General features: G+C 73.1%; 25 protein-coding genes. 12 read left to right on the top strand and 13 right to left on the bottom strand.

Annotation, left to right across the window (positions count from 1 at the left end; translation table 11 throughout):
* Positions 1 to 22 precede the first annotated feature (22 nt).
* Both ACF09C_RS05765 and ACF09C_RS05760 read right to left on the bottom strand, forming a co-directional pair.
* Complete coding sequence (locus tag ACF09C_RS05765; RefSeq protein WP_392089131.1) at positions 23 to 688, bottom strand: response regulator; 666 nt, start codon at positions 686 to 688, stop codon at positions 23 to 25.
* Positions 685 to 1,902: a sensor histidine kinase gene (locus ACF09C_RS05760; RefSeq protein ID WP_392089129.1), complete on the bottom strand. Its 1,218-nt coding sequence runs from the start codon at positions 1,900 to 1,902 to the stop codon at positions 685 to 687. The genes ACF09C_RS05765 and ACF09C_RS05760 overlap by 4 nt, the downstream gene beginning before the upstream one ends.
* Before the next feature lie 146 nt (positions 1,903 to 2,048).
* Between ACF09C_RS05760 and ACF09C_RS05755 the strand changes: the two genes are divergently transcribed.
* The 3 genes from ACF09C_RS05755 to ACF09C_RS05745 all read left to right on the top strand — a co-directional run bounded on the left by ACF09C_RS05755 (position 2,049) and on the right by ACF09C_RS05745 (position 3,990).
* Positions 2,049 to 2,267, top strand: coding sequence for a hypothetical protein (locus ACF09C_RS05755; RefSeq protein WP_392089127.1), 219 nt, complete (start codon positions 2,049 to 2,051; stop codon positions 2,265 to 2,267).
* A gap of 137 nt (positions 2,268 to 2,404) precedes the next feature.
* Entirely contained in the window at positions 2,405 to 3,100 is a 696-nt protein-coding gene (locus tag ACF09C_RS05750) for a hypothetical protein (RefSeq protein WP_392089125.1), read from the top strand.
* Between the two features lie 59 nt (positions 3,101 to 3,159).
* Positions 3,160 to 3,990, top strand: a complete 831-nt coding sequence (locus tag ACF09C_RS05745) for a hypothetical protein (protein WP_392089123.1) — start codon at positions 3,160 to 3,162, stop codon at positions 3,988 to 3,990.
* A gap of 27 nt (positions 3,991 to 4,017) precedes the next feature.
* On the opposite strand, the gene ACF09C_RS05740 is transcribed toward ACF09C_RS05745, so the two are convergent.
* The 3 genes from ACF09C_RS05740 to ACF09C_RS05730 form a co-directional block, all read right to left on the bottom strand.
* Entirely contained in the window at positions 4,018 to 4,404 is a 387-nt protein-coding gene (locus ACF09C_RS05740; protein WP_392089121.1) for a hypothetical protein, read from the bottom strand.
* 11 nt (positions 4,405 to 4,415) lie between these two features.
* Entirely contained in the window at positions 4,416 to 5,342 is a 927-nt protein-coding gene (locus ACF09C_RS05735; protein ID WP_392090225.1) for a DMT family transporter, read from the bottom strand.
* 114 nt (positions 5,343 to 5,456) lie between these two features.
* Positions 5,457 to 6,068, bottom strand: coding sequence for a dihydrofolate reductase family protein (locus ACF09C_RS05730; RefSeq protein ID WP_392089118.1), 612 nt, complete (start codon positions 6,066 to 6,068; stop codon positions 5,457 to 5,459).
* A gap of 215 nt (positions 6,069 to 6,283) precedes the next feature.
* Here ACF09C_RS05730 and ACF09C_RS05725 point away from each other — a divergent pair, with 215 nt between their 5' ends.
* Positions 6,284 to 7,033: an SDR family oxidoreductase gene (locus ACF09C_RS05725; protein ID WP_392089116.1), complete on the top strand. Its 750-nt coding sequence runs from the start codon at positions 6,284 to 6,286 to the stop codon at positions 7,031 to 7,033.
* Between the two features lie 96 nt (positions 7,034 to 7,129).
* Here the strand turns inward: ACF09C_RS05725 and alc are convergent, their stop codons facing one another.
* Both alc and allB read right to left on the bottom strand, forming a co-directional pair.
* On the bottom strand, positions 7,130 to 8,245 hold the full coding sequence (gene alc / locus ACF09C_RS05720) for an allantoicase (RefSeq protein ID WP_362412548.1): 1,116 nt from the start codon (positions 8,243 to 8,245) through the stop codon (positions 7,130 to 7,132).
* 3 nt (positions 8,246 to 8,248) lie between these two features.
* Positions 8,249 to 9,583 carry an allantoinase AllB gene (gene allB, locus ACF09C_RS05715; protein ID WP_392089114.1) on the bottom strand — a complete coding sequence of 445 codons (1,335 nt, stop codon included), beginning with the start codon at positions 9,581 to 9,583 and terminating at the stop codon, positions 8,249 to 8,251.
* Between the two features lie 335 nt (positions 9,584 to 9,918).
* On the opposite strand from allB, the gene ACF09C_RS05710 reads away from it, so the two are divergent.
* Positions 9,919 to 10,728 (top strand): IclR family transcriptional regulator, encoded by an 810-nt coding sequence (locus ACF09C_RS05710; protein ID WP_392089112.1) that lies wholly within the window; start codon positions 9,919 to 9,921, stop codon positions 10,726 to 10,728.
* 84 nt (positions 10,729 to 10,812) lie between these two features.
* Here ACF09C_RS05710 and ACF09C_RS05705 read toward each other — a convergent pair whose 3' ends face one another.
* Both ACF09C_RS05705 and ACF09C_RS05700 read right to left on the bottom strand, forming a co-directional pair.
* Complete coding sequence (locus ACF09C_RS05705) at positions 10,813 to 11,499, bottom strand: ABC transporter ATP-binding protein (protein ID WP_392089110.1); 687 nt, start codon at positions 11,497 to 11,499, stop codon at positions 10,813 to 10,815.
* Positions 11,496 to 12,581 (bottom strand): ABC transporter permease, encoded by a 1,086-nt coding sequence (locus tag ACF09C_RS05700; protein WP_392089108.1) that lies wholly within the window; start codon positions 12,579 to 12,581, stop codon positions 11,496 to 11,498. Before ACF09C_RS05700 ends, ACF09C_RS05705 begins: the two co-directional genes overlap by 4 nt.
* Before the next feature lie 112 nt (positions 12,582 to 12,693).
* On the opposite strand from ACF09C_RS05700, the gene ACF09C_RS05695 reads away from it, so the two are divergent.
* Both ACF09C_RS05695 and ACF09C_RS05690 read left to right on the top strand, forming a co-directional pair.
* Positions 12,694 to 13,863: a sensor histidine kinase gene (locus tag ACF09C_RS05695; RefSeq protein WP_392089106.1), complete on the top strand. Its 1,170-nt coding sequence runs from the start codon at positions 12,694 to 12,696 to the stop codon at positions 13,861 to 13,863.
* A complete protein-coding gene (locus tag ACF09C_RS05690; protein WP_392089103.1) occupies positions 13,860 to 14,504 on the top strand; it encodes a response regulator in 645 nt (214 codons plus the stop codon). Before ACF09C_RS05695 ends, ACF09C_RS05690 begins: the two co-directional genes overlap by 4 nt.
* Before the next feature lie 27 nt (positions 14,505 to 14,531).
* On the opposite strand, the gene ACF09C_RS05685 is transcribed toward ACF09C_RS05690, so the two are convergent.
* Positions 14,532 to 14,852 carry a DUF5955 family protein gene (locus ACF09C_RS05685; RefSeq protein WP_362412570.1) on the bottom strand — a complete coding sequence of 107 codons (321 nt, stop codon included), beginning with the start codon at positions 14,850 to 14,852 and terminating at the stop codon, positions 14,532 to 14,534.
* Between the two features lie 169 nt (positions 14,853 to 15,021).
* Between ACF09C_RS05685 and ACF09C_RS05680 the strand changes: the two genes are divergently transcribed.
* From ACF09C_RS05680 to ACF09C_RS05670, 3 genes are all read left to right on the top strand, one after another.
* Positions 15,022 to 15,636 (top strand): NTP transferase domain-containing protein, encoded by a 615-nt coding sequence (locus tag ACF09C_RS05680; RefSeq protein WP_392089101.1) that lies wholly within the window; start codon positions 15,022 to 15,024, stop codon positions 15,634 to 15,636.
* 236 nt (positions 15,637 to 15,872) lie between these two features.
* Entirely contained in the window at positions 15,873 to 17,495 is a 1,623-nt protein-coding gene (gene aceB, locus ACF09C_RS05675) for a malate synthase A (RefSeq protein WP_392089098.1), read from the top strand.
* Between the two features lie 297 nt (positions 17,496 to 17,792).
* Entirely contained in the window at positions 17,793 to 18,956 is a 1,164-nt protein-coding gene (locus ACF09C_RS05670) for a GDSL-type esterase/lipase family protein (RefSeq protein WP_392089095.1), read from the top strand.
* Positions 18,957 to 18,981: 25 nt separating this feature from the next.
* On the opposite strand, the gene ACF09C_RS05665 is transcribed toward ACF09C_RS05670, so the two are convergent.
* Together ACF09C_RS05665 and ACF09C_RS05660 are read right to left on the bottom strand one after the other, a co-directional pair.
* A complete protein-coding gene (locus ACF09C_RS05665; RefSeq protein WP_392089093.1) occupies positions 18,982 to 20,853 on the bottom strand; it encodes a hypothetical protein in 1,872 nt (623 codons plus the stop codon).
* Between the two features lie 51 nt (positions 20,854 to 20,904).
* Positions 20,905 to 21,834 carry a fibronectin type III domain-containing protein gene (locus ACF09C_RS05660; protein WP_392089091.1) on the bottom strand — a complete coding sequence of 310 codons (930 nt, stop codon included), beginning with the start codon at positions 21,832 to 21,834 and terminating at the stop codon, positions 20,905 to 20,907.
* A 163-nt stretch (positions 21,835 to 21,997) separates the two neighbouring features.
* On the opposite strand from ACF09C_RS05660, the gene ACF09C_RS05655 reads away from it, so the two are divergent.
* Together ACF09C_RS05655 and ACF09C_RS05650 are read left to right on the top strand one after the other, a co-directional pair.
* Entirely contained in the window at positions 21,998 to 22,642 is a 645-nt protein-coding gene (locus tag ACF09C_RS05655) for a hypothetical protein (protein ID WP_392089088.1), read from the top strand.
* Between the two features lie 106 nt (positions 22,643 to 22,748).
* Positions 22,749 to 23,606, top strand: coding sequence for a chitosanase (locus ACF09C_RS05650; protein ID WP_392089087.1), 858 nt, complete (start codon positions 22,749 to 22,751; stop codon positions 23,604 to 23,606).
* Here the strand turns inward: ACF09C_RS05650 and ACF09C_RS05645 are convergent.
* On the bottom strand, positions 23,579 to 24,277 hold the full coding sequence (locus tag ACF09C_RS05645; RefSeq protein ID WP_392089085.1) for an aspartate/glutamate racemase family protein: 699 nt from the start codon (positions 24,275 to 24,277) through the stop codon (positions 23,579 to 23,581). The two genes, ACF09C_RS05650 and ACF09C_RS05645, sit on opposite strands and share 28 nt — an antisense overlap.
* Positions 24,278 to 24,286 lie beyond the last annotated feature (9 nt).

Raw genomic sequence — 24,286 nt, 5'->3', positions numbered from 1 at the left:
GAAAGACCCTAGGTCGCGGGTGTCAGCCGTCCTCGTCCAGGAGGCCCGCGTCGTGGACCAGGAGGGCGATCTGGACACGGTTGTTGAGGTCGAGTTTGGCCAGAATCCGTGAGACGTGGGTCTTGACGGTCGGCACGCTCAGATACAGGGCGGCGGCGATCTCGGCGTTGGACTGCCCTCGGCCGATGGCGATGGCCACCTCGCGTTCCCGTTCGGCGAGTTCGGCGAGACGGCCGGTGGCGGTGGTGCGCCGGGGCGGCTCCTGGTGGCCGACGACATGCGTCATCAGCTGGCGGGTGACGGTCGGGGAGAGCACGGGCTCGCCGGAGGCGACCCGGCGCACGGCGGCGACGATCTCGGCCGGCGGGGTGTCCTTGAGGACGAACCCGGCGGCCCCGGCCCGCAGGGCGCGCAGGACGTGTTCGTCGGCGTGGAAGGTGGTGAGGACGAGGACCTGGGGGGCGTCCGGGCGGGCGCGCAGCCGTTCGGTGGCGGTGAGACCGTCGACGTACGGCATCCGGATGTCCATGAGGACGACGTCGGGGGCGAGCCGGGCGACGAGGTCGGGGACGTCCCGGCCGTCGGTGCCCTCCCCCACGATCTCGATGTCGTCGGCGCCGCCGAGCATCAGGGTGAGTCCCGCGCGGACCAGGGGGTCGTCGTCGACGATGAGCAGCCGGATGGTCATGGGGGCCACGGTAGCCAGGCGTGGAGGGTGAAGCCGCCGTCGGGGGCCGGGCCGTGGTCGAGGCGCCCGCCGGCGAGGGTCGCGCGCTCGGTGAGTCCGATGAGGCCCTGGCCCGAACCGGGGACGTGCGGGACGGGACCGGTGGGGGCGGGGTTGCGCACGTCGACGGTCAGGCCCTCGCCGGGGCGGCCGCGCACGGTGACGGTGACGTCGGTGCCGGGGGCGTGCTTGCGGGCGTTGGTGAGGCCCTCCTGCGCGATCCGGTAGACGGTGCGGCCGGTGGCCGCGGGGACGGCGGCCGGGTCGTCGACGGTGGTGTCCAGGACGACCTTCGCCCCGGCCGCGCGGGATTCGGCGACGAGCTCGTCGAGGGTGGCCAGGGTGGGCTGGGGGCGGTCGCCCTCGCCGCCCTCGCCGGGCGCGCGCAGCACCCCGATGATCTCGCGGAGGTCCTGGAGCGCTTCGTGGGCGCTGTCGCGGATGACGCCGGCGGCCCGGGCGACCTGCTCGGGCGGGGCGTCCGGGCGGAACTCCAGGGCTCCCGCGTGGACGCTGAGCAGGGTGAGGCGGTGGGCGAGCACGTCGTGCATCTCGCGGGCGATGGCCTCCCGGGCGAGCCGCTGGGCCTGCTCGGCGCGCAGCTCGGCCTCGGCCTCGGCGCGCCTGGCCCGTTCCCTCAGCGCCTCGACGAGCTGGCGCCGGGAGCGTACGAGCATGCCCCAGGCGGTCATGAGCAGGATCAGGATCAGTCCGATGGCGATCCCGAGCGGTGCTCCGGTGGAGGGGTCGGGCCGTACGAAGACCGAGGCGACCGAGGAGAGGGCGGCGAGCACGCCGATCCAGGCGATCTCGCGGAAGGGCCGCCGGACGGCGACGCTGAACAGGCTCACCAGGAAGGCGCCCCCGGCGACGGGCGCGACGACGCTGACAAGGGTGAGCACGACGGCGAGGCCGACGGGCCAACGGCGGCGGAGCCAGAGGGCGCAGCAGGCGGCGGCGCCGACGATCTGGTCCGCGAAGGCCACGGCCTCGCTGTTGTACTGGTCGCTCGTCTCGGCGGCGAGGAGGCCGACGAAGACGGCGCACAGGAAGAGGGCGGTGTCGACGACCCAGTCCCGTACGGTCCGCCGCGGCCTGCGGCCGGGCGCACCGGCGGCCGCGGGGTCGGCCATGGCCGAGGGCAGCAGCCAGGCGTAGGGGTCCGTACGTGTCATACCCCCCAACGTACGCACGTCAGGGGCGTACGGCCGGGTGCGGAGGGCCGGACGCGACCAAAGTCGCGGAGCACGAGACTTCGGTAGCACCGGCTCTGTCCTCCGGACGGACGCGGGCCGCACGGGCGGGGAACCATGATCGCCCCATGAAGAAGATTCTCGAGTTCGTGGGTGGCGTGATCCTCGTCGGAGGCATCGCGGGGGTGCTGCGCGAGCTGACCGGCTGGTTCCCCTTCATGGGCTTCACCCGGTTCCTGACGGAGAACGTCTGGTTCCTCGAGGACCGCGAGATCCTCGCCAACATCGCCATCGCGGTCGTCGGCTTCGCGATCGTCATGATCGCCGACACCAGGCGCCGGACGTGAGGCGGAGCCGCGGCGGACCGGTTGCCCCGGACGGGTCCCGGGCGGTGCGCGCCTGACCCAGGTGTAGTGGAGTGGGGTGGATCGGGGCGGCAGGGGCACGTCGCACCGGGCCGCGACACCGACAGGGGGCGACCGACGTGAGCGGAGAGCACGCCCCGGGGGCTGCCGGGCCGCCGGCCCAGCAGCGGGACCGGGTCGTCGGCGAGTCCCGCTGGCCGATGGCCACCGCCGTCGTCCTCGCCATGGTGCTGACCCTGCTGCTCCCCGACGACCTGCGGCTGGCGCCCAAGTGGGTGCTCCCCAGCGTCGAGGGCCTGCTCCTGCTGACGCTGATCGCGGGCGACCCCGGCCGGATCGACCGCCGCTCCACCGCCCTGCGCGGCGTGGCGATCGCCCTGGTCGGCGCGCTGGCGCTCGGCGCCGTCTGGTCGACCGTCCAGCTGGTCGACGACATCGTCAGCGGCGGGAAGGAGACCGCCTCCGCCGCGGGTCTGCTGCAGACCGGCGGCACCGTCTGGGCCGGGACCGTCCTCGCCTTCTCCCTGCTGTACTTCGAACTCGACGGCGGTGGCGCGGCGGCCCGCGCCCATCGGATGCCCGCCACGCCCGCGCTCGCCTTCCCCCAGCAGCTCAGCCCCGAGCTCAGCACCCCCGACTGGCGCCCGCGGTACGTCGACTACCTGTACCTGGGACTCACCAACGCCACGGCGTTCAGCCCGACGGACGTCATGCCGCTGGCGCACTGGGCCAAGATCGCGATGGCGATCCAGTCGCTCGTCTCCCTGCTGATCCTCGGTCTCGTGATCGCCCGCGCCGTCAACGTGCTCGCCTAGGGACTGCCCCCCGCCTGCCCGAAAGGCGCGGTTCATCCCCCCGGGGATAGAGTCGGCGGGTGACCAGTGGCACCGAGCACGCCGAGGGAGCGGGACCGTTCACGACCCGGCTCACCTGGCGGCTCGTCGACGGGGGCACCGCGGTCTGGGAGTCGCGCCAGGCGCGCAAGCGGGCGCGGCTGACCGTACACGCCGCCGGGGAGCCGGAGCCCCGCTCGCGGACGGCGGACAGCGTGGCGGTCGGCCGGGCGCGCCGGCTCAACGCCGTGGCCGCGGGAGCGTTCACGGTCGGTGGGGCGCTCTTCGCCCTCGGCGCCGGCCTGGCCCAGTTCGGTGCGGTGACGGGGGCCTGGATCTACTTCGCCGGCGGCCTGTTCTTCAACACCGGCGGGTACGCCTCACTCCTCCAGGCCGTCAACACCCCCGAGCGGGAGGGTGCCGCCGGGGGACTCACCACCCGGCCCTGGTCGTGGTGGCGCTACGAGCCCGCGCGGATCGACTGGCTCAGCGCGTTCCTGTTGTTCGCCGGCACGATCGTCTTCGGCATCAACCTGGTGGGCTCCCTGCTGCACGGGCTCTCGGTGCAGCAGGAGAACCGGCTGGTGTGGACCCCCGACATGATCGGCTGCATCCTCTTCCTCGTCTCCGGGCACCTCGCCCTGGTCGAGGTCTGCCACGGCCGGCCCCGCGTGCGCGCGCACGAACTCGCCTGGTGGATCGTCGCGGTCAACCAGCTCGGCTCGGTCCTCTTCATGGTGTCGGCCCTTGCCGCCTTCACCCGGCCCGCGACCGGCGGCCTGGTGAACGTCGACATCGCCAACTGGGGCACCCTGGCCGGCGCGGTGTGCTTCTCCGTCGGCGGGGTGCTCCAGTTCTGGGAACGCCCCTGAGGCCTGAAGCACCCGTGCGCCCAGGTGCTACGAGGAGCGCCGCTCCCGCGCGTCGCTCGCCTCGTTGAGGCGGGTGACCTCGGCGAGGTGCTCGGCCATCCGGTGGGAGACGGAGCCGCTGGTGTAGAGGACCCCGCCGATGACGGCGAAGGGGATCGAGCCGGCGAGGACGGCGGTCATCTCCGGCCAGTCGCGTTCGGCGACGCACGAGCTGCGCTGACTGTGCAGGTACTCGGAGCTCCAGCGGGACTCGCACTCGTCCTCGTCGCGGCCGTCGGCGGTGGTGTACGGGAAGAAGATCCCGGCCGCGAAGCAGATCCACAGCAGTCCGGCGACGGCGAGCAGCCCGAGCCCCCAGCCCTGGGTCCGTCGGGCGCGGGCACGGAAGTCTATGTCGTACGGCAGTGAACGCATGGGGCAAGAACCTACCGGGCGCTCTCGTCGGTGGCGCGGCGCCCCCAACTCGTGCCCGCGAGCACGAGGATGGCGCCCACGGCCCCGAGGGCGCCGGGTCGGTCGCCGGCGATCGCGATGCCGGCGGCGGCGGCCCAGAGCGGTTCGGTGCCGAGCAGCAGGCTGACCCGGGAGGGCGAGGTGCGGCGGACGGCCCACATCTGCACGAAGAAGGCGAAGAGCGTGCAGAAGACGGAGAGGAAGAGCAGTCCGGCCCATTCGCGCGGCCCGAAGTCGAGCGCCACCGACCAGGGCGAGGCGCCGGTGCCGGGGAGGGCGGCGAGCAGCGCGAAGACGGCGACGGCCGAACCGAGCTGGACGGTGGTGAGGGAGAGCGAGTCGGCGTCCTGGACGGCCTTGAGCCGGGCCATGGCCATGACGTGCACGGTACGGGCGAGGGCGGCGAGCAGCATCAGGAGGTCGCCGGGCGACGGGGTGGTGAAGCCGGCGCCCTGGGTCAGCAGCAGCACGCCGGCCACCGAGAGACCGGCGGCGCCGAGGAAGGCGCGGGAGGGCCTGGTCCGGGTGACGGCGGCCTCGGCGAGCGGGGTGAGGATCATGGTGAGGCTGATGATCAGGCCCGCGTTGGTGGCGGAGGTGTGGACGACGCCGTAGGTCTCCAGGAGGAAGATCCCGCTGAGGATCAGCCCGAGGAGGCCCGCTCCGCGCCACTGGGCGGCGCGCAGCGCCCGCAGCCCGCGCCATCCGGCGACGGCGAGCGCGGGCAGGACGACGGCGAAGCGCAGCACGAGGACGGCGACGACGGTGTGCGTGGTGGTGATGCCCTTGGCGGCGAGGTAGCTGGCGCCCCAGACGACGGCGACGAGGAGCACCGGAAGGTCGGTGAGCCAGGCGCGGCGCGGGGCGCGGTACGGCAGGGATGCGGCGATCGTGGACATCGGGGCGGCCTGCTCCAACACGTCGGACGGGGTGGAGACTTCAGCGGCTCGCACACGGGACGATCACCGTACCGGGAGAGTCCGGTGGTGGCTACACCTTTCTGCTGCGCTCGGCTACTCGAAGGTTCCGTACTCGGGTCGGCCGGCCAGCTCGTACGTGTTGATGGAGATGCCCGTGCTCGTGGCCCTGGAGGCGACGTTGCGGAAGGCCGTGGGCTTGGCGCCCTCGGCGAAGAGCCGGAAGCCCGTACCGAGCACGACGGGGAAGACCAGCAGGTGGAGCGTGTCGATGAGGTCGGCGGCCAGCAGGGTCCGCGCGAGCCCGCCACTGCCGTGCATCTGGATCTCGCCGTCGACGCGGTCCTTGAGGGCCGCGACCTCCTGGACGGCGTCGCCGGAGAGGATCGTCGTCGGGTCCCACTCCGCCGACTGGAGCGTGCGGGAGACGACGTACTTGGGGAGGGCGTTGAGCTGGGAGGCGATGGGGTTGGCGGGGTCGGTCTGCTTGGGCCAGTACGAGGCGAAGATCTCGTAGGTGTGGCGGCCGAGCAGGAAGGCGGCGGGGCGCCCGAAGACCTCGTCGACGAAGGCGCCGAAGTCGTCGTCGTCGAACGGGAAGGCCCAGCCGCCGTGCTCGAAGCCGCCCCTGCGGTCCTCGTCGGGGCCGCCGGGCGCCTGGTAGACGCCGTCGAGCGTCACGAACTGGGTGAGGGAGAGCTTGCCCATGGTGGTGCCCCTTCGCTGTGGGTGCCGCTGTGCGTACCGGGTGCGGTGCCCCCGGTCCATCGTGTCTCACAAGCTCTGACCGCACCGCCCGGCGAAAGTCATCGGTGCGCGGGACGCCTGATCGTCGACGTCCGATTGCCGCCAGCACCCTCCTGCGGCGCAGCCTTTGATTGAACCCGCAACGAATGACGCGTACGTCTGACGGAGGTTCAGCGATGTCCACGAAGAACGGGCTCGAAGGCAGGGCGGTCCTGGTGACGGGCGGCAGCCGGGGGATCGGCGCGGCCACGGCGCTGCGGCTCGCCCGGGAGGGCGCGGACGTGGCGTTCACCTACGTCACGGGCGAGGAGCGGGCGAAGGAGGTGGCCGCGGCCATCGAGGCGGCGGGGCGCACGGCGCTCCCCCTGCGGGCCGACGCGGCGGACCCGGGCGACGCGGCGGGCGCGGTGGAGTGGGCGGCGGACGCGTTCGGCCGGCTCGACGTGCTGGTCAACAACGCCGGGGTCGGGGTGATCGCCCCGCTGGACACGCTGGCCCTCGCGGACGTGGACCGGGTCCTCGCGGTGAACGTGCGGGCGGCGTTCCTGGCCGCCCAGGCGGCGGCCGGGCGGATGGCACGGGGCGGCCGGATCGTCACCGTCGGCTCGTGCATGACGGCGCGCGTCCCCGGCCCCGGAGGGACGCTCTACGCGATGAGCAAGTCGGCCCTCATCGGCCTGAACAGGGCGCTCGCCCGGGAGCTCGGCGGTCGCGGCATCACCGCGAACATCGTCCACCCCGGCCCGATCGACACCGACATGAACCCGGTGGACGGCCCGTACGCGGCGGACCAGGCGGCCCTGACGGCACTGGGTCGCTTCGGCACTGCGGAGGAGGTCGCGGCGACGGTGGCCTTCCTCGCGGGCCCGGCCGCGGCGTATGTGACGGGCGCGGAGTTCGCGGTGGACGGCGGACACGCGGCGTAGGGGGGCCGCGCGGTGGAGCCCTGAGAAAGGGGGATTTCGCGAGGGCGCGCCGGTGCTGTCGGGTCGGCGCGCCCTCGCGGGCCGGGCGGGGTGTCGTTACCCGCCCAGTTCCTGGTGGCGGGCCGTCAGGCGCGCCGCGCCCTCCTCGGTGAGCGAACCGAAGAGGCGGAGGCGGGAGATGCCGCCGTCGGGGTAGATGTCGATCCGGACGCGGGAGCCGACCGCCGGGGTGTCGAGCACGAAGCGGTGGTTGGTGTCGGGCTGGAGGCGGGTCCTGGGCAGGATCTCCGTCCAGTCCTCGGAGCCCTCGGCGGCGACGGAGAGCGCCGCCCAGCCCGCGCTGTTGCCCTTGAGGTACGCGGTGTCGATCTCGACGGCGCGGATCTCCGACTCGGCGGCCAGGCTGTAGCGGATCCAGTCGTTGCCCTTGTCGCGGCGGCGCCGCGTCTCCCAGCCGTCGTCCATCTTGCGGGAGCGGCCCGGCTGGATGGTGTTGGTGGCCGGGGAGTAGAAGCGGTCGGAGGCGTCCTCGACCTGGCCGCCGTTCTCCAGGGCCGCGAGGTCGAAGGTGCCGAGGACGGCCAGCCAGCGCGGGTCGGGGGCGACCTCGCCGTGGACCCGCAGTCGGGCGATGCCGCCGTCGGGGTGCTGGTTGACGCGCAGGTGGGTGAAGCGCTGCTCGACGTCGACGGCGAAGCCGTTGGCTGCGTGGCCGCCGATGGCGGTGCGCGGGACGAGCGTCGTCCACTTCACGTCGTCCGCGAGCAGCTCCTCCGGCGACGGGGAGCCGGCGACCGACGCGGCCTCCACGGAGACGGCCTGCGGGTAGTTGCCGCGGAAGTGCGCGGTGTCGACGACGATGCCGCGTACGACGCCGGGGGCGCCGAGGCGTACGAGGGCCCAGTCGTGGTCGTCCTCGGTCGGGTGGGGCTGCTGGGCCGAGACACCGCGACGGCGGCGGGTCTCCCAGCCGTCCATGATCTTGCCCTTGTGACCGAAGTGCTCGGGGTCGAACTCGGCGGCCTCGGGCTTCAGCATGTTCTCGCGCTCGGCGAAGAACTCGTCGTTGGCGGCGATCACGCCCGCGCCGAGGCGCCGGTCGGCCAGGTCCGCGTACTGCGTGAAGGGGAAGTCCGCGGTGCGGTAGTCGGCGTACGGGTCACCGCCGCCGTAGGGGCTGGCGTCGCCGGTGAAGGAGGGTATGCCGGTCACGGGTCAGTGGGTCCTTTCGAGGAGGCGGCCGGTGGGCTCGGCGAGGGTGCCGCGGTCGGCGATGCGCTCACCGCGCAGCCAGGTGGAGGTCACGACGCCGTGCAGGGTCTTGCCGGCGTAGGCGGTGACGCGGTTGCGGTGCTCGAGGTCGGCCGGGTCGACGGTGAAGGTCGCCTCGGGGTCGAGCACGGCGAAGTCGGCGTCGCGGCCCACCTCGATCGCGCCCTTGCGGTCCAGGCCCGCGAGGGCGGCGGGGGCGGCAGACATCCAGCGGACGACGTCGGCCAGGTCGTGGCCGCGGCGCCGGGCCTCGGTCCAGATGGCCGGCAGACCGAGCTGGAGGGAGGAGATGCCGCCCCAGGCGGAGGCGAAGTCGGGGGTCTTGAGGTCGGCGGTGGAGGGCGAGTGGTCGGAGACGATGCAGTCGATCGTGCCGTCGGCCAGGCCCTCCCAGAGCGCGTCCTGGTTCGAGGCCTCGCGGATCGGCGGGCAGCACTTGAACTCGGTGGCGCCGTCCGGGATCTCCTCGGCCGTGAGGGTGAGGAAGTGCGGGCAGGACTCGACCGTGATCTTGACGCCCTCGTCCTTCGCGGCCCGGATCAGCGGCAGCGCGTCGGAGGAGGAGAGGTGCAGCACGTGGACGCGGGCGTTGAGCCGGCGGGCCTGGTTGATCAGGTTCTCGATGGCCGTGTTCTCGGCGTCGCGCGGCCGGGAGGCGAGGAAGTCGGCGTACTTCTCGCCGGCCTTCTGCGGGGCGGCCTCCAGGTGGTGCGGGTCCTCGGCGTGCACGATCATCAGGCCGTCGAAGCCCGCGATCTCGGCCAGCGAGTTCGCCAGCTGCTCCTGGTCCAGCTGCGGGAACTCGTCGACGCCGGACGGGGACAGGAAGCACTTGAAGCCGAAGACACCGGCGTCGAAGAGCGGGCGCAGGTCCTTGACGTTGTCCGGCAGCGCGCCGCCCCAGAAGCCGACGTCGATGTGGGCCTTGGCACGGGCGACGTCCTGCTTGATCCGCAGGTGCTCGACCGTGGTGGTGGGCGGGAGCGAGTTCAACGGCATGTCGAGCAGCGTGGTGATGCCACCGGCGGCGGCGGCGCGGGTGGCGGTCCAGAAGCCCTCCCACTCCGTGCGGCCGGGGTCGTTCACGTGCACGTGGGTGTCGACGAGCCCGGGGAGCACGACGTCGTCGCCGACGTCCTCAAGCCGGGCGCCGGCCGGGACCTCGGCGTCGTACGGCAGCACACCGGCGATCGTTCCGCCGGAGACGGCGATCGACGCGGCCCGCGTCCCCTCCGGGGTGATGACGCGAGTCGAGCGCAGTACCAGGTTGACGTCCACCCGTACCCCTTCCAGCAAGAATTTCAACGAACTGTTGAAGGAGTCTTCACTCAGGACGACATGTCGTCAAGGGCACACTTCCAGCATGAGGCCGTCGCGCGGCGATGCCCGTCGACGATCGACCGCCACTTGGATGTTTCCATGAAGTGGAATAGAAATTTCGTACAGTAGAACGTAGCTCCGTACATGCGGGGTGGAGACGGACGCCCCCGGGCGCCCGCCGACACCGGACAAACACCCCTTGACCGGCCTTTACGCCGGGACCGGGACCGTGTGTCCGACCCGACGGCCCGGTAGGCTGCTGCCTTGCCCGCCTGCCCCGAAAGGACCTTGACGTGCCGACGTCCAGCGCCAGCACCTCCGACGCCGCCAAGCCCGCCGCCGCGAGCGGTGGCGTCCAGTCCCTCGAGCGTGCCTTCGACCTTCTGGAGCGGATGGCGGACGCCGGGGGCGAGGTCGGGCTGAGCGAGCTCTCCGCCAGCAGCGGACTGCCGCTGCCCACCATCCACCGCCTGATGCGCACCCTGGTGGCCTGCGGCTACGTACGCCAGCAGCCCAACCGCCGGTACGCGCTCGGCCCCCGCCTGATCCGCCTGGGCGAGTCCGCCTCGCGACTCCTCGGCACCTGGGCCCGCCCGTACCTCGCGCGACTCGTCGAGGAGACCGGCGAGACCGCGAACATGGCGCTGCTCGACGGCGACGAGATCGTGTACGTCGCCCAGGTGCCCTCCAAGCACTCGATGCGCATGTTCACCGAGGTCGGCCGCCGGGTGCTGCCGCACTCCACCGGTGTGGGCAAGGCGCTGCTCGCCTACACCCCGGCGGACGAGGTGCGCGCGCTGCTCGCCCGTACGGGCATGCCGGCGGCGACGGAGAAGACCATCACCACGCCGGAGGGCTTCCTGGACGCGCTGGCCGCCGTGCGGGACACGGGGTACGCGGTCGACGACAACGAGCAGGAGATAGGAGTCCGGTGCCTCGCGGTGTCGGTCCCGAACTCCCCCACGGCGGCGGCGATCTCCATCTCGGGCCCGGCGGGCCGGGTGACGGAGTCGGCGACGGAGAAGATCGTCCCGATCCTCCAGGAAGTGGCCCAGGAGCTCTCCACGGCCCTCGCGAACACGGCGGCCAACGGCCAGGCGTGACGCTGACGCCGTACGCGCACGCGCACGCGTCGAAGAGGCCCTCTCCCCCGGTGGGGAGAGGGCCTCTTTCCGTGCACCCTTCGGTCAGGCGGCGGGCGTCCGCGCCCCCGTGAGCCGGCCGTCCTCCACCAGGACCACCGTGTCAGCGCGGGCCGCGTGCGTGCGGTCGTGCGTGACCAGGACCGTCGCCGTGGACCGCTCCCGGGTCAGGTCCGCCAGGAGGTCCATGACCGCCGCGCCGCGCTCGTGGTCGAGCGCGCTGGTGGGCTCGTCGACGAGCAGCACGGACGGCTCGTTCATCAGGGCCCGCGCGATGTTGACCCGCTGGCGCTGACCGCCGGACAGCTGGTGGGGCCGCCGCGCCGCCTGGTCGGCGAGGCCGACCGCGTCGAGCAGGGCCAGGGCCCTGGCCCGTACCGCCTTCGGCTTCGCCCCGGACAGATGCGCCATCACCTGCACCTGCTCCACCGCCGTCAGCGAGGGCAGCAGGTTCGGCTGCTGGAAGACGATCCCGATCCGCTCGCGCCGCAGCGCCGCCCGAGCCGCCGGATCGAGCGGCCCCGTGTCCGTACCGGCCACGACCACCCGCCCCCGGTCCGGTGTCACGAGCGTCGCCGCCACCGCGAGCAGACTGGACTTGCCCGAGCCCGAGGGCCCCACGACCGCCGTCAGGCGACCGGCCGGGACCTCCAGACAGACCGCGTCCAGGGCGGTCAGCCGCCCCTCGCCGTCCGGGTACGTCAGGGTCACGTCGTCGAGGAGGAGAGTCATCGGGCGCTCCCGAGCGCGGTCAGCGGGTCGACGGCGGTGATCCGCCGGATGGACAGGGCGGCGCCGAGGACACCGAGGACGATCATCACGGCGGCCGGGCCGAGCACGGTCAGCGGCTCCAGGACGAACGGCACGTTCCCGCCGCTGATCAGCACGCCCGCGCCGACCGCGAGGGCGGTGCCGGACAGCGTCCCGGCGCCGAGCATCAGGACCGCCTGGCCGAGCGCGTCCTTGAGCAGGTACGGGGTCGAGGCGCCGAGCGCCTTGAGGACGGCCACGTCGCCGCTCCGCTGGATCGTCCAGACGGTGAAGAAGGCCCCTATGACCAGCGCGGAGATGGCGAAGAGGAAACCGCGCATCAGCTGCAGCGAGCCGTTCTCCGCCTGGTAGGACCCTATGGCGGTGAGCGCCCCGTCGATGGTGCGCGACTCCGTGCCGATCGCCTCGTCCCCGGCCGCCGGGTCCGCGTCGCCCGTCAGGTCGAGGGCGACGACCGTGGCCTGTTCCTCGGGGCCGGTGCCGTTGTGCCCGAGCTTCTGCCAGTCGTCGAGCGAGGTCCAGACGACGGGCGTGTGGCTGTACGAGGCGTCGCCCGCGACCGCCGCGACCCGCGCCTCCAACGGGCCGAGCCGGACGGACCCGCCCACGCCGACACCCAGCTCCTCGGCGGCGGACTCGGAGAGGACGACCCGCCCGGGCCCCAGCTTCCCGCTCTCCGGCGCGAGGGCCGCCGACGGCTCCGTACCGAAGGCGGAGACGGCGGCGGTCCGGTCTCCCGCCGCGCCGTTGAGCGTGCGGATGGCGAGCGGTTCCGCGCTCGTCACGCCGGGTCGCTCGGCCCACTGCCGCCACTGCCCCTCCGTCACCGTCGAGTTGGTGAAGGAGACCGACTGGCCGGACGGCGGGGCGGCGAAGGCCAGCCGGTCCGCCGGAAGACCGGTGATCGCCGAGATGTTCTCCCGGGCGAGTCCGGCGGTCAGCCCGGACAGCAGGCCGACGAGCAGGGTGATCAACACGATCACGGCCCCCATCAGCGTGAATCGCCCCTTGGCGAATCTCAGGTCTCTCCATGCCACGAACATGCGGCCCAGCTTTCCCGGCACCGACGGCCCCCGGCATCGCGCCACGGATGGCTCCACAATCAAACTTTCGGTTGAGTCCGGATTGTCCGGCCCGGCCTACGCTGGACGGACCATGGATCCGCGTTCCCTCACCCCCGCCCTGCGCGCGCTGCGCGTCTGTCTGCACCTGCTGATGGCGGGACTGCTGGCCCTCGCGGCGCTGAAGGCGGACTCCGCGGCCGGGGTCGCGCTCGCGGCGGTGACCGGCGGGGTGTACGCGGCCGGTTCGGCGCTGCCCGCCGTACGGGACTCGCAGCGGGCCGCCGCGCTCTGGCTGGCCGTGCTGTGGGCGTCCTGGCTGGCGCTGCTCTGGGCCACGCCCGACGGGCTGTGGGTGGCCTTCCCGCTGTACTTCCTCCAGCTGCATCTGCTGCCGGTCCGCTGGGCGCTGCCCGCGGTGACCCTGACGGCGGCCGCGGCGATCCTGTCGTACGTGCGCCATGGCGCGGCGGTCAACCCGGGGGTCTTCATCGGGCCGCTGCTCGGCGCCGCGGTGGCCGTGGCGACGGTCCTCGGCTACCAGGCGCTGTACCGGGAGAGCGAGCGGCGCCGGCGGATGGTGGAGGAGCTGATCGAGACCCGGGCGGAGCTGGCGGCGGCCGAGCGGCACGCGGGCACCCTCGCGGAGCGCGAGCGGCTCGCCCGCGAGATCCACGACACGCTCGCCCAGGGGCTGTCGTCGATCCAGCTGCTGCTGCGGGCCGCCGAGCGCGCGCTGCCGGCGGGCTCGCCGGCCGCCGGGCACATCGAGGCGGCGCGCCGGGCGGCGCAGGAAAATCTGGCGGAGGCCCGGCGGTTCGTCCGGGCGCTCTCACCGCCGGACCTGGAGCACGGTTCGCTGGCGGCGGCCCTGGAGCGGCTGTGCGAGCCGGGCCCCGAGCCGTCACCGCGCGCCCGCCTCACGGTGAGCGGGACGCCGGTGGAGCTGCCGACGCCGTACGAGGTGGCGCTGCTGCGGATCGCCCAGTCGGCGCTCGCGAACACGGTGCGGCACGCCTCGGCCGGCCGCGCTGAGCTCACCCTGTCGTACATGGCCGGCTCGGTGACGCTGGACGTGGTCGACGACGGCAAGGGCTTCGACCCGGCGCTGCCGTCGCCCGCGTCCGGGGACGGCGGCTTCGGTCTTCCGGCGATGCGCGCGCGGGCGGAGTCGCTGGGCGGCACGTTCACGGTGGAGTCCGCCCCCGGCCAGGGCACGGCGGTCGCCGTGTCCCTCCCCCTTCCCGCTGGAGAGCCGACATGACGATCCGTCTTCTGCTGGCCGACGACCACCCGGTGGTACGGGCCGGTCTTCGCGCGGTCCTGGACACCGAACCGGACTTCGCGGTGGTCGGCGAGGCGGCCACGGCCGAGCGGGCCGTGGAGCTCGCGGTGGAGCTTTCCGGGGCGGGCGGGGTGGACGTGGTCCTGATGGACCTGCAGTTCGGCCCGGGGATGCACGGCTCGGAGGCGACGGCGGCGATCACGGCGCGTCCCGGCGGGCCCCGTGTCCTGGTCCTGACCACGTACGACACGGACGCGGACATCCTGGCGGCGGTCGAGGCGGGCGCCTCGGGCTATCTCCTGAAGGACGCCCCGCCGGAGGAGCTGGCGGCCGCCGTCCGCACCGCGGCGGCGGGCCAGTCCGCGCTGGCCCCCGCGGTGGCGCACCGCCTGATGGACCGGATGCGGACCCCGGCGGAGGCGCTGACGAAGCGGGAGCTGGAGGTGCTCCAGCTGGTGGGCGAGGGGCTGTCGAACCAGCAGATCAGCAAGGCGCTGTTCCTGAGCCAGGCGACGGTCAAGTCCCACCTGGTGCACATCTTCGCCAAGCTGGGCGTGGACTCCCGTACGGCGGCGGTGGCGACGGCGACCACACGGCGGCTGATCCGGCACCCGTCCTGAGCGAGCGAGGCGGCTGCCCCGAGCGGATCAGACCTCGCGGGGCGGTTCGCCGAAGAGTTCGACCGCCTGGCGGACGTTCGCGAGCCCGCCCGCGAGGGCGCTGACGGAGCCGATCGAGCCGGCGATCAGGAGCAGGGAGCGGCGCAGCCGGCGGACCTCGGGGATACCGCTGACGGCCATCGCGTCCAGTGCGGCGAGTTCGTCCTCGGCGATCCCACGGTCGGTGAACTCGGCCCGGTGGCCCGCGAGTTCACGGCGGAGCCGGGAGACGGCGGCACGCAGCTCCGCCACCCTCGGGTCCTCGTCGCCGCCGGTTGTCACACGCCTCTGCCCAACGCTTCGCAACAACAGTTCTCCCCCTCGCACGACACTGTGCGCCGAACTTCCCCCACTCCGAGCCGACCGACGAACGGTGGTCGGGCGCCCGGAGTCGCGAGCAAGTTAACGCCATTCCGCGCCCGGCGCGCCACACCGTGGACACAATTCAGGCGTCCGTGTCATGCGGTATGCAGTCAGCATGACGAACACACGGCATTCCACTCCTCTGGTGGCCGGTCTGCTCCTCGCCGCGGGCGGCGGGCGGCGCCTCGGCGGCCGCCCCAAGGCCCTCCTCACCCACCGCGGCCGCCCGCTGGTCGAGCACGCGGTGCGCGTGCTGCGCGAGGGCGGCTGCGAGGTGATCCACATCGTGCTGGGGGCCTCGGCCGAGCTCGTACGGGAGCGGGCGCACCTTCCGGGCTGCGTCCTGGTCGACAACCCGGAGTGGGCCGAGGGCATGGGGTCCTCACTGCGCGCCGGGCTCGCCTCGCTGGCGGCCGAGGCGCTGCCGGTGGACGCCGCGCTCGTCTCCCTGGTGGACCAACCGGGGATCGGCGCGGAGGCGGTGGACCGGGTCAGGTCGGCGTACCGCACCCGGGACGTGCTCGCGGCGGCCTCGTACGACGGGAAGCGCGGCCACCCGGTGCTGTTCGGGGCGGACCGCTGGGCCGGGATCGCGGCGGGGGCGGTCGGCGACCAGGGCGCGCGGGACTACCTGAAGACGCACCGGGATGCGATCACCCTGGTGGACTGTTCGGATGTGGCCGAGCCCTACGACATCGACACGGAGGCGGATCTGGCGCACCTTGAGTGAAGGACGTGGCACTCAGCGCCATGTTCTGTCGATCCAGAGAATCTCGACATCAACAAACGATTGAACTTCCACCATGAGGAAACTAGTATCCACTGTTCAGAAGCGCCTGATCCTTTGACGGCGCTCCGCGGCCGTATCTCGGCGCCTGCGGCACTCCGTGCCGATCCGTGACGCCCGGCGACCGCAAGGCACCGCCCAGCACCGCCCGCGTAGTCCGCTGAAGGAAGTGACCGTTCATGTCCGCACCAGCGCCGTCCCCCCTGGCGATCGTCGAAGCCGCGCCCCTGCCGAGGCAGGAGGAGGTGCTGACCGACGCGGCCCTCGCCTTCGTGGCGGAGCTGCACCGGCGGTTCACCCCGCGCCGGGACGAGCTCCTCGCCCGCCGGGCGGAGCGCCGCGCCGAGATCGCCCGCACCTCGACCCTCGACTTCCTGCCGGAGACCGCCGCGATCCGCGCGGACGACTCCTGGCGGGTCGCGCCGGCCCCGGCGGCCCTGAACGACCGCCGCGTCGAGATCACCGGCCCGACCGACCGGAAGATGACGATCAACGCGCTGAACTCGGGCGCGAAGGTCTGGCTCGCGGACTTCGAGGACGCCTCGGCCCCGACCTGGGAGAACGTCGTCCTCGGCCAGGTCAACCTGATCGACGCGTACACCCGGCAGATCGACTTCACGGACCCGAGGTCGGGCAAGCCCTACGCGCTGAAGCAGGCCGACGAGCTGGCCACGGTCGTCATGCGGCCGCGCGGCTGGCACCTGGAGGAGCGCCACCTGACGTTCGAGGGTCGCCCGGTCCCCGGCGCGCTCGTCGACTTCGGCCTGTACTTCTTCCACAACGCCAAGCGCCTGATCGAGCTCGGCAAGGGCCCCTACTTCTATCTCCCGAAGACGGAGTCGCACCTGGAGGCCCGCCTCTGGAACGACATCTTCGTCTTCGCTCAGGACTACGTCGGCATCCCGCAGGGCACCGTCCGCGCCACCGTCCTCATCGAGACGATCACGGCCGCGTACGAGATGGAGGAGATCCTCTACGAGCTCCGCGACCACGCGGCGGGCCTCAACGCGGGCCGCTGGGACTACCTGTTCTCCATCGTCAAGAACTTCCGTGACGGCGGGCAGAAGTTCGTCCTGCCGGACCGCAACGCGGTCACGATGACGGCCCCGTTCATGCGGGCGTACACCGAACTCCTCGTCCGCACCTGCCACAAGCGCGGCGCGCACGCGATCGGCGGCATGGCGGCCTTCATCCCGTCCCGCAAGGACGCCGAGGTCAACAAGGTCGCCTTCGAGAAGGTCAAGGCGGACAAGGACCGCGAGGCCGGCGACGGCTTCGACGGCTCCTGGGTCGCCCACCCTGACCTGGTGCCGATCGCGATGGCCTCCTTCGACGCGGTCCTCGGCGCGAAGCCGAACCAGAAGGACCGGCTGCGCGAGGACGTGTCGGTGGCGCCCGGTGACCTGATCGCCATCGACTCGCTCGACGCCAAGCCGACGTACGACGGCCTGCGCAACGCGGTCCAGGTCGGCATCCGCTACATCGAGGCCTGGCTCCGCGGCCTCGGCGCGGTCGCCATCTTCAACCTGATGGAGGACGCGGCCACCGCCGAGATCTCGCGCTCGCAGATCTGGCAGTGGATCAACGCGGGTGTCGTGTTCGAGAACGGCGAGACGGCCACACCCGAGCTGGCCCGCAAGGTAGCGGCCGAGGAACTGGCCGCGATCCGCGAGGAGATCGGCGAGGAGGCCTTCGCGGCCGGCCGGTGGCAGCAGGCGCACGACCTGCTGCTGCACGTCTCGCTCGACGCCGACTACGCGGACTTCCTGACCCTCCCCGCGTACGACCAGCTCATCGGCTGAGTCCCCCTGACTTCGGCCGACCCGCACAGCGGCCGAACAGCACGCGGCGTCCCCGCACGATCCCGGTGACCCGCGAAAGAACGGCTCCGCCCCCGGTGAACGCACAGCACCGGGGGCGGGGCCGTTTCCCGTGTGCCGGCTCCCCCGGACTTTCGCTCCAGTGTGTTTCACAGGGCACGTGACGCAACCGAAACCAGACGCTACCTAGCGGTAACAAGCCATGGCGTGCCAGATTCCGCATGCCACCGGCCGGCGGCTGTCCCCCACTCCTCTGCACCGACGCAGGAGAACACAGCCATGCCCAGAACCCCCCACCGCACGGTCCGAAGACTCGCCACCCTCGCCACCGTCGCCCTCGCCACGGGCACCCTGCTGGCCACCGGGGCGGCCCCGACGGTCGCCGCGAACGGCTCGGGCCCCACCGCCGTCGTGTCGATGGGCGACAGCTACATCTCCGGCGAGGCGGGCCGCTGGCAGGGCAACAGCCTGACCACGAGCGGCAACCGGAACGGCACCGACCGGGCATGGACGGGCAGCGCGTACGACCCCTCGCGGGTGTACGGGACGACCGCGGCCAACGGCTGTCACCGCTCCGACTCGGCCGAGGTGAAGAGCGCGGGGCCGATCGCCTCCGCGCTGATCAACCTGGCCTGCTCGGGGGCGACGACCCGGAACGTCTTCCGCGCCTCGAACGGCGGCGTGGCGTACAAGGGCGAGGCGCCGCAGGCCGACCAGCTCGCGGCCGTCGCCGCCTCCCACGACGTCGGCACGATCGTGCTGTCGATCGGCGGCAACGACCTGGGCTTCGCCGACATCATCCGGTCCTGCGCGACCGACTACATCGTCTGGTACTCGTACTGCCACGACGACCAGCAGGCCGCGGTCGACGCGAAGATCGACACCGCGATGGCGAACGTCGGCAAGTCCGTCGACGAGATCCGCGCGGTGATGTCGGCAGCCGGATACGCCGCCTCGGACTACCGGATCGTGCTCCAGTCGTACCCCTCGCCCATCCCGCGCGCATCGGAGAACCGCTACGCGGAGAGCGGCTGGAGCCGCACCAGCACGGGCGGCTGCCCCTTCTGGAACCTTGACTCCGACTGGGCCCGGGACTCGCTGGTCCCCCAGGTCTCGAACCGGCTCAAGGGGGTCGCGGCGAGCAAGGGGGTGCAGTTCATGGACCTGCGCGACATGCTCCAGGGCCGTGAGGTGTGCGCCAAGGCCAGCAAGCTGGTCAGCTCCACGGTGCCCGCCTCGGCCACGACGAGCGAGTGGGCCCGCTGGATCGACCCGAACGAGACGCAGGGGCCGATCCAGGAGAACGTCCACCCCAACCACTACGGGCAGTTGGCCCTCGGACGCTGCCTCGCGCTGATCCAGGACCGGCCGAGTGGGAACTTCTCCTGCCGCAACACGGCGGGGGCCGGGGCCTCCGGCATGTATCTGTCGGCCGTCTCCTGACGGTCGCACCGACCCCCCACGGGGATCAGCGGGTGCGGCGTCCGCCCCGGCCGCTCCGGGCACGGCGCCGCGCCCGCTCGTTCGTCCGCTTCGTGTCCGGCATCGGGACACGGAGCGGTCCGAGGGTCCGCTCGGCGAGGTACGCGTCGACGGCCGCCATCTCCGCGACGAGCGCGTCGAGGCCGCCGGGCCAGCCCTCGGCGGCCGTGTCGAGGACCGCCCGGCCGTCCTCCCCGTGCCGGAAGAGCCGGTCCAGGATCAGAACGGCACGCGCGGACCGCGGGACCCGGGTCTCGTCCGCCGCCTCGCCCCGGGCGCGCAGCACCCCGTACGCGTACGCGCCCATCACCGGGTCGCCCAGGGCGGCCCGGAGCGCCTCGACGGGGACGGCCTCGGGGTCGAGGAAGCCGAAGAGCGCGCGCGTCCCGGCGGCCTCGAAGGTCCCGGCGTGGACCGTTCCGAGCGCCCCGAGCAGCGCGGACCAGGCGTCCACGGTGTTGTCGCGGGCGTGCAGCCACTCGGCGAGGACGCGGGTCGCGGCGGAGGCGGACCAGCCCTCCGCGGCGGCGATCACGGTACGGGCGTCCCAGGCGGCGGCCTCCTTGCCGTCGGGTGCCGCGACCCAGCGGACCCGCAGCAGGTAGTGGAGGACCTCGACGCCCCAGGGCGTGAGCCCGAAGGCGTCGCCGGTACGGAAGACCATGCCGGTACCCGCGAGCCGGTCGACGGCGCCGGCCATGGCGCGGGCGCCCGGTTCGAGCACGGCCCGCTGCTCCTCGGTGGCCTCGGTCCCGGTGAGCCGGGACAGCTCGTCGAGGGGCGGGAGCGCGTACTCCGCGGGGGCGTTCGCCGGTACGAGAACGGGGGCGTCCTCCATGCGGGGGTCGACCGGCCAGTCCTCGAACTCGGCGGCCCTGCGGGCGACCGACTCGGCGCAGGCGCCGCGCTGGTAGAGCGCGTAGAGCAGGTGGGCGGCCTCGCCGTCGTACAGACCGCCGTCCTCGCCCTTCATCTCCTCGACGGCGGCGGCGAGCAGGTCCGCCCCGGCCTCGACGGAGCGCTGGGGCTCATGGGCCTCGACGGGCGGGGGCGGCAGCGGGATCGAGGAGTCCCCGTAGTAGTTGAGGTGCTCGTCGAGCAGCGTGTCGGCGAGGACGAGGTGCGGGAAGGCCTCGGGTCCCGGGGCCAGATGGGCGTACGGCCCGGTGAGCGCCTCGGAGAGCCCTTCGGCGGTCCACCGGTCGACGAGGAGCCCGCCCAGCCTGCCGAGACCGTGCGCGACGTCCGCGTCGGTGAGCAGCGGCCCGGCGGGTGAGGGCCGCTCCGCCTCGCGCACGTAGGCGCCGCTGAGCGCGTCGGCGAGGAGGGTGTCGGCGACGTCGCTGCGGTTCATCAGGTCCGCGCGGTGGAGCCCGTCCGGCGGCCGCATCCCGTCGTGCCCTGCGAGCCAGGCCCGTACGGCGCCGGGGTCGGCGGGGTCGGTCCCGTCGGCGCGCAGCAGGGAGGCGTACCAGCGCTGCCAGGTGTAGTTGGCGGGGTCCTTCATGGCCCGTTCGAAGTCGGGCACGATGTCCTCGACCGCGGCCACGATCCGCGCCTGCCGCTTCGCGTTCAGCCTCCCGGCCTCCCGCACGCGCGCGGTGAGCGCCACGAGCACGGCCGGGTAGGCCGGCAGCTCCTCGGGGGTGGCGTAGACGAAGGCCGGCGCGTCCTCGACGAGAAGCCGCCGCACCAGCTCCACGCTCGGCTCGGGCAGCCCGCTCCTGCGGTCGGCCCCGCGCAGGGCCAGCAACGCCAGTACCGCGTCGGCGGCACGTACGGACGAAGGGTCACGGAGCTCCGGGGTTCCGTCGAGGAACACGTCGAGCCCGGTGTTGGTGAGCACGGTCCCTGCCACCTTTCCCAGGGTAGTTCCGGCACGGGCCGGACGGCGCCCCAGGCGGCGCCGTCATGGGACGACAACGGTGCGCTGGGCCGAGAAGTCACCCCAGGTGCCGTCGGGGAGGCGGGCGCGGAGCTTGACGCTGTGGCGGGCGGGCTTCGTGGTGGGGACCGTGAAGGTGTAGGTGGCGCGGCCGGGTGGGGGCTCCGCACCCCAGATGACGGTGGTGGCGAAGGCGCCGTCGAGGAAGAGCTGGTGTTCCGTGACGGGCGCGCCGGTGCGGGGCGGGGTCCAGGTGAGGGTGACCTCGCCCTTCGCCACCGTGGCCGTCAGGTCCGTGGGGGCGGTGTTGGGGGGAGCGCCGGGGGCCGGGGTGGTGGTGAGGTCGGCGGTGGCGCTGTCCGGGGAGGAGTTCTCGGCGGCGTCGCGGGCGCGGACCGTGAAGGAGTAGACCGTGCCGGCGCGCAGGCCGGTGAGGCGGGCGGTGGTGGCGGTGCCGGGGACGGTGTGGATCCGGGCGTCGGCCTGGTAGATGTCGTACGCGGTGACCTTGGTGTCGTCCCGGGCCGCCTGCCAGGTGAGGGTGGCCTCGTGGCTGCCGTCGGCGGTGGCGTGGAGGGCGCGCGGGGCGGTCGGGGGCGTGCGGTCCTGGGCGCTCGCGGCGAGCGTGGTGGCGGGGACGGTCGCGCTGTGCGGGGAGCGGTTGCCGGCGGCGTCGCGGGCGCGGACGGTGAAGGCGTACGGGGTCGCGGGCGTGAGGTTCACGATGTCGACCATGAGGGTGGTGGCGGGCAGGTCCTTGACCTTGCGGCCCTGCTGGTAGACCTCGTAGCCGGTGACCGCGCGGTCGTCGGTGGCCGCGTTCCACATCACGTGGACGGTCTGGGCGCTGCCGGAGGCGGCGGTGACACCCGTGGGGGCGGTGGGGCCCATGGTGTCCTTCGCGGGCGCGGGCGAGCAGGCCGCCGTCAGGGAGAGGGTGAGCACGACGGCCATCAACATGCTTGCGGCGAGCGGGCGTTGCACAGGAATGCCTCCGTCCGTCGACTTGGTCCAGACCTGTATGGCACGCCGCCGTCCGAGTCGGCAAGAGGGCGGTTGTCAGTGGGGTGCGCTTCACTGGATTCGTCACGCTGAGTAATTATCGCGAGGGGGAATCGTGACGGACCGTGCGACCTTTGTGACGCTCACCGGGCTGCGTGAGCGCGGCTGGACCGACCCGATGGTGCGCGACCTGCTGGGCGAGCCCGACATCCAGGGACGGGACCCCCGGCGATGGTCGCTCGCGCCCGTGCGGCTGTACCGGCTGGCGCGGGTGGAGGCGGTGGAGCGGACACCGGAGTTCGCCCGGTCCGCCGCCGCCCCCGGAAGCCGCTCCGCGGCGGCCGAGGCGGGGGCCGAGCGGCGACGGAGGGCGGTGCTCGCGGCGATCCGGGCGGAGCCGATCGAGGTGCCCAGACTCCCGGCGGCCGAGCTGGAGCGGCGCGCGGTCCGGCACCGGCAACTGCTCGGGGCGCGCGGGCCGGGCGGGGGGTCGGGTGGGCCGGGCGCGCCGGGTGGGCCGGGGCGGCCGGGTGCGCCGGGGCAGCCGGGCGCGGTGCCCGCCGGGGCGCTGGTGCGGTGGCAGGTGACCTATCTGCGGCACGCTCTGGCGCGGTACGAGACCCTGCTCGACGGGCTGTTCGGGTCGACGGGACGGGCGGAGGCCGAACGACTCCTACGCGCGCGGCTGTACGAGGCGATCGGCGCCGCCTACCCCCATCTGGCCCGGGAGTGCCGACGGCGCGGCGAGGCCGAGAGGTGAGGGCGGCCACTCAACTCCCTTGCGCGCCAGGGGTGTACGGACACGCGGGCTACTGGTAGGAAAGCTTCCTAACAAACCAACCCTCGCTTCTCCTCGGGAGGCTCCGGTGCCCCACCCCCATCAGCGCACCGCGATCCGTGTCGCTCTCGGACTCGCCCTGCTCGCCGTTCCGGCGACCGCCATCGCCGCCCCCTCGGACGGCGCCGCCCCGGTCCGCGCCGAGTCGAGCGCGGCCGCGCCCTTCGCCGCCACGGCCGTCGGTCTCGACGACCCGGCGAAGAAGGAGATCGCCATGAAGCTCGTCTCCAGCGCGGAGAACTCCTCGCTGGACTGGAAGGCGCAGTACAAGTACATCGAGGACATCGGCGACGGCCGGGGCTACACCGCCGGCATCATCGGCTTCTGCTCCGGCACGGGCGACATGCTCGACCTCGTCGAGCTCTACACGGCGCGCAAGCCCGGAAACGTCCTCGCGAAGTACCTGCCCGCGCTCCGCAAGGTCGACGGCACGGACTCGCACGCGGGCCTCGGCTCGGCCTTCGAGCGGGACTGGGCCAAGGCCGCCTCGGACTCCGCCTTCAAGAAGGCCCAGGACGACGAGCGCGACCGGGTGTACTTCAACCCGGCCGTCAAGCAGGCCAAGAGCGACGGCGTGGGCGTGCTCGGCCAGTTCGTCTACTACGACGCCATCGTCATGCACGGCGACGGCACCGACTCGGCCAGTTTCCGCAACATCCGCAAGAAGGCCCTCGCGAAGGCGAAGCCGCCGGCCCAGGGCGGCAACGAGATCACCTACCTCAACGCCTTCCTCGACGCCCGCGTCTGGGCGATGAAGCAGGAGGAGGCGCACAGCGACACCAGCCGGGTCGACACGGCCCAGCGGGTGTTCGTCCGCAACAGGAACCTCAACCTCGACACCCCGCTGGACTGGAAGGTCTACGGAGACAGCTTCCACATCGGCTGACCCGGCCCGTCCCCCTCCGGCACCGCCGGATCGCGCCGCGCCAGTTCGCGGGCGATCCGGCGGCAGGCCGCCGGGACGGGGGCGATCACCGGGACGTCGAAGCGCTCCCGGAGCGCGTCCGCCGCTTCGGCGAGCGGGCCGCCGCCGATCACGACGGCCCGCGCCCCGTCCCGTACGACACACGCGCGCACCGCCTCGGCCAACTCCTCCCGCAGCGCCTCCGGTTCTGCGGACAACCGGTGGGCCCCACCCCGGGTCAGCCGGATCCCGGTATAGCGGTCCGCGAGCCCGAGGTCCGCGATCCGGCGCCCGATCGCGTCCGCCAGGTCCGGGGTCGTCGTCGCCACCCCGAACCGCGCTCCCCCGGCCGCCGCCTCCGCGCAGGCCGCCTCCGCGAGGCCCACGACCGGGACGCCCGCGAAGGCCCGCAGCTCGGCCACGCCCGGATCGCCGAAGGCCCCCACCACAAGACCCGCGCAGTCCCCGGCCGCCAGTGCCCGGCGGGCCGCCGCGACCACCTCGGGCACCGAGGCCCTCAGCGCCGACGGGTCGGTCAGCATCCGGGGACCGCGCGCCACCGTCACCCCGCGGACGGAGGGACCCAGGGTCCGCCGGGCGATCGCCGTCATCATCGCCGTCGTGTCGGCGGAGGTGTTCGGGTTGATCAGCACCACCGAACG

This window comes from Streptomyces sp. NPDC014870 (genome assembly GCF_043081505.1).
GTDB lineage: Bacteria > Actinomycetota > Actinomycetes > Streptomycetales > Streptomycetaceae > Streptomyces.
Note: the sequence above shows the minus strand (reverse complement) of the source record. Positions and strands in the feature narration are given on the sequence as shown.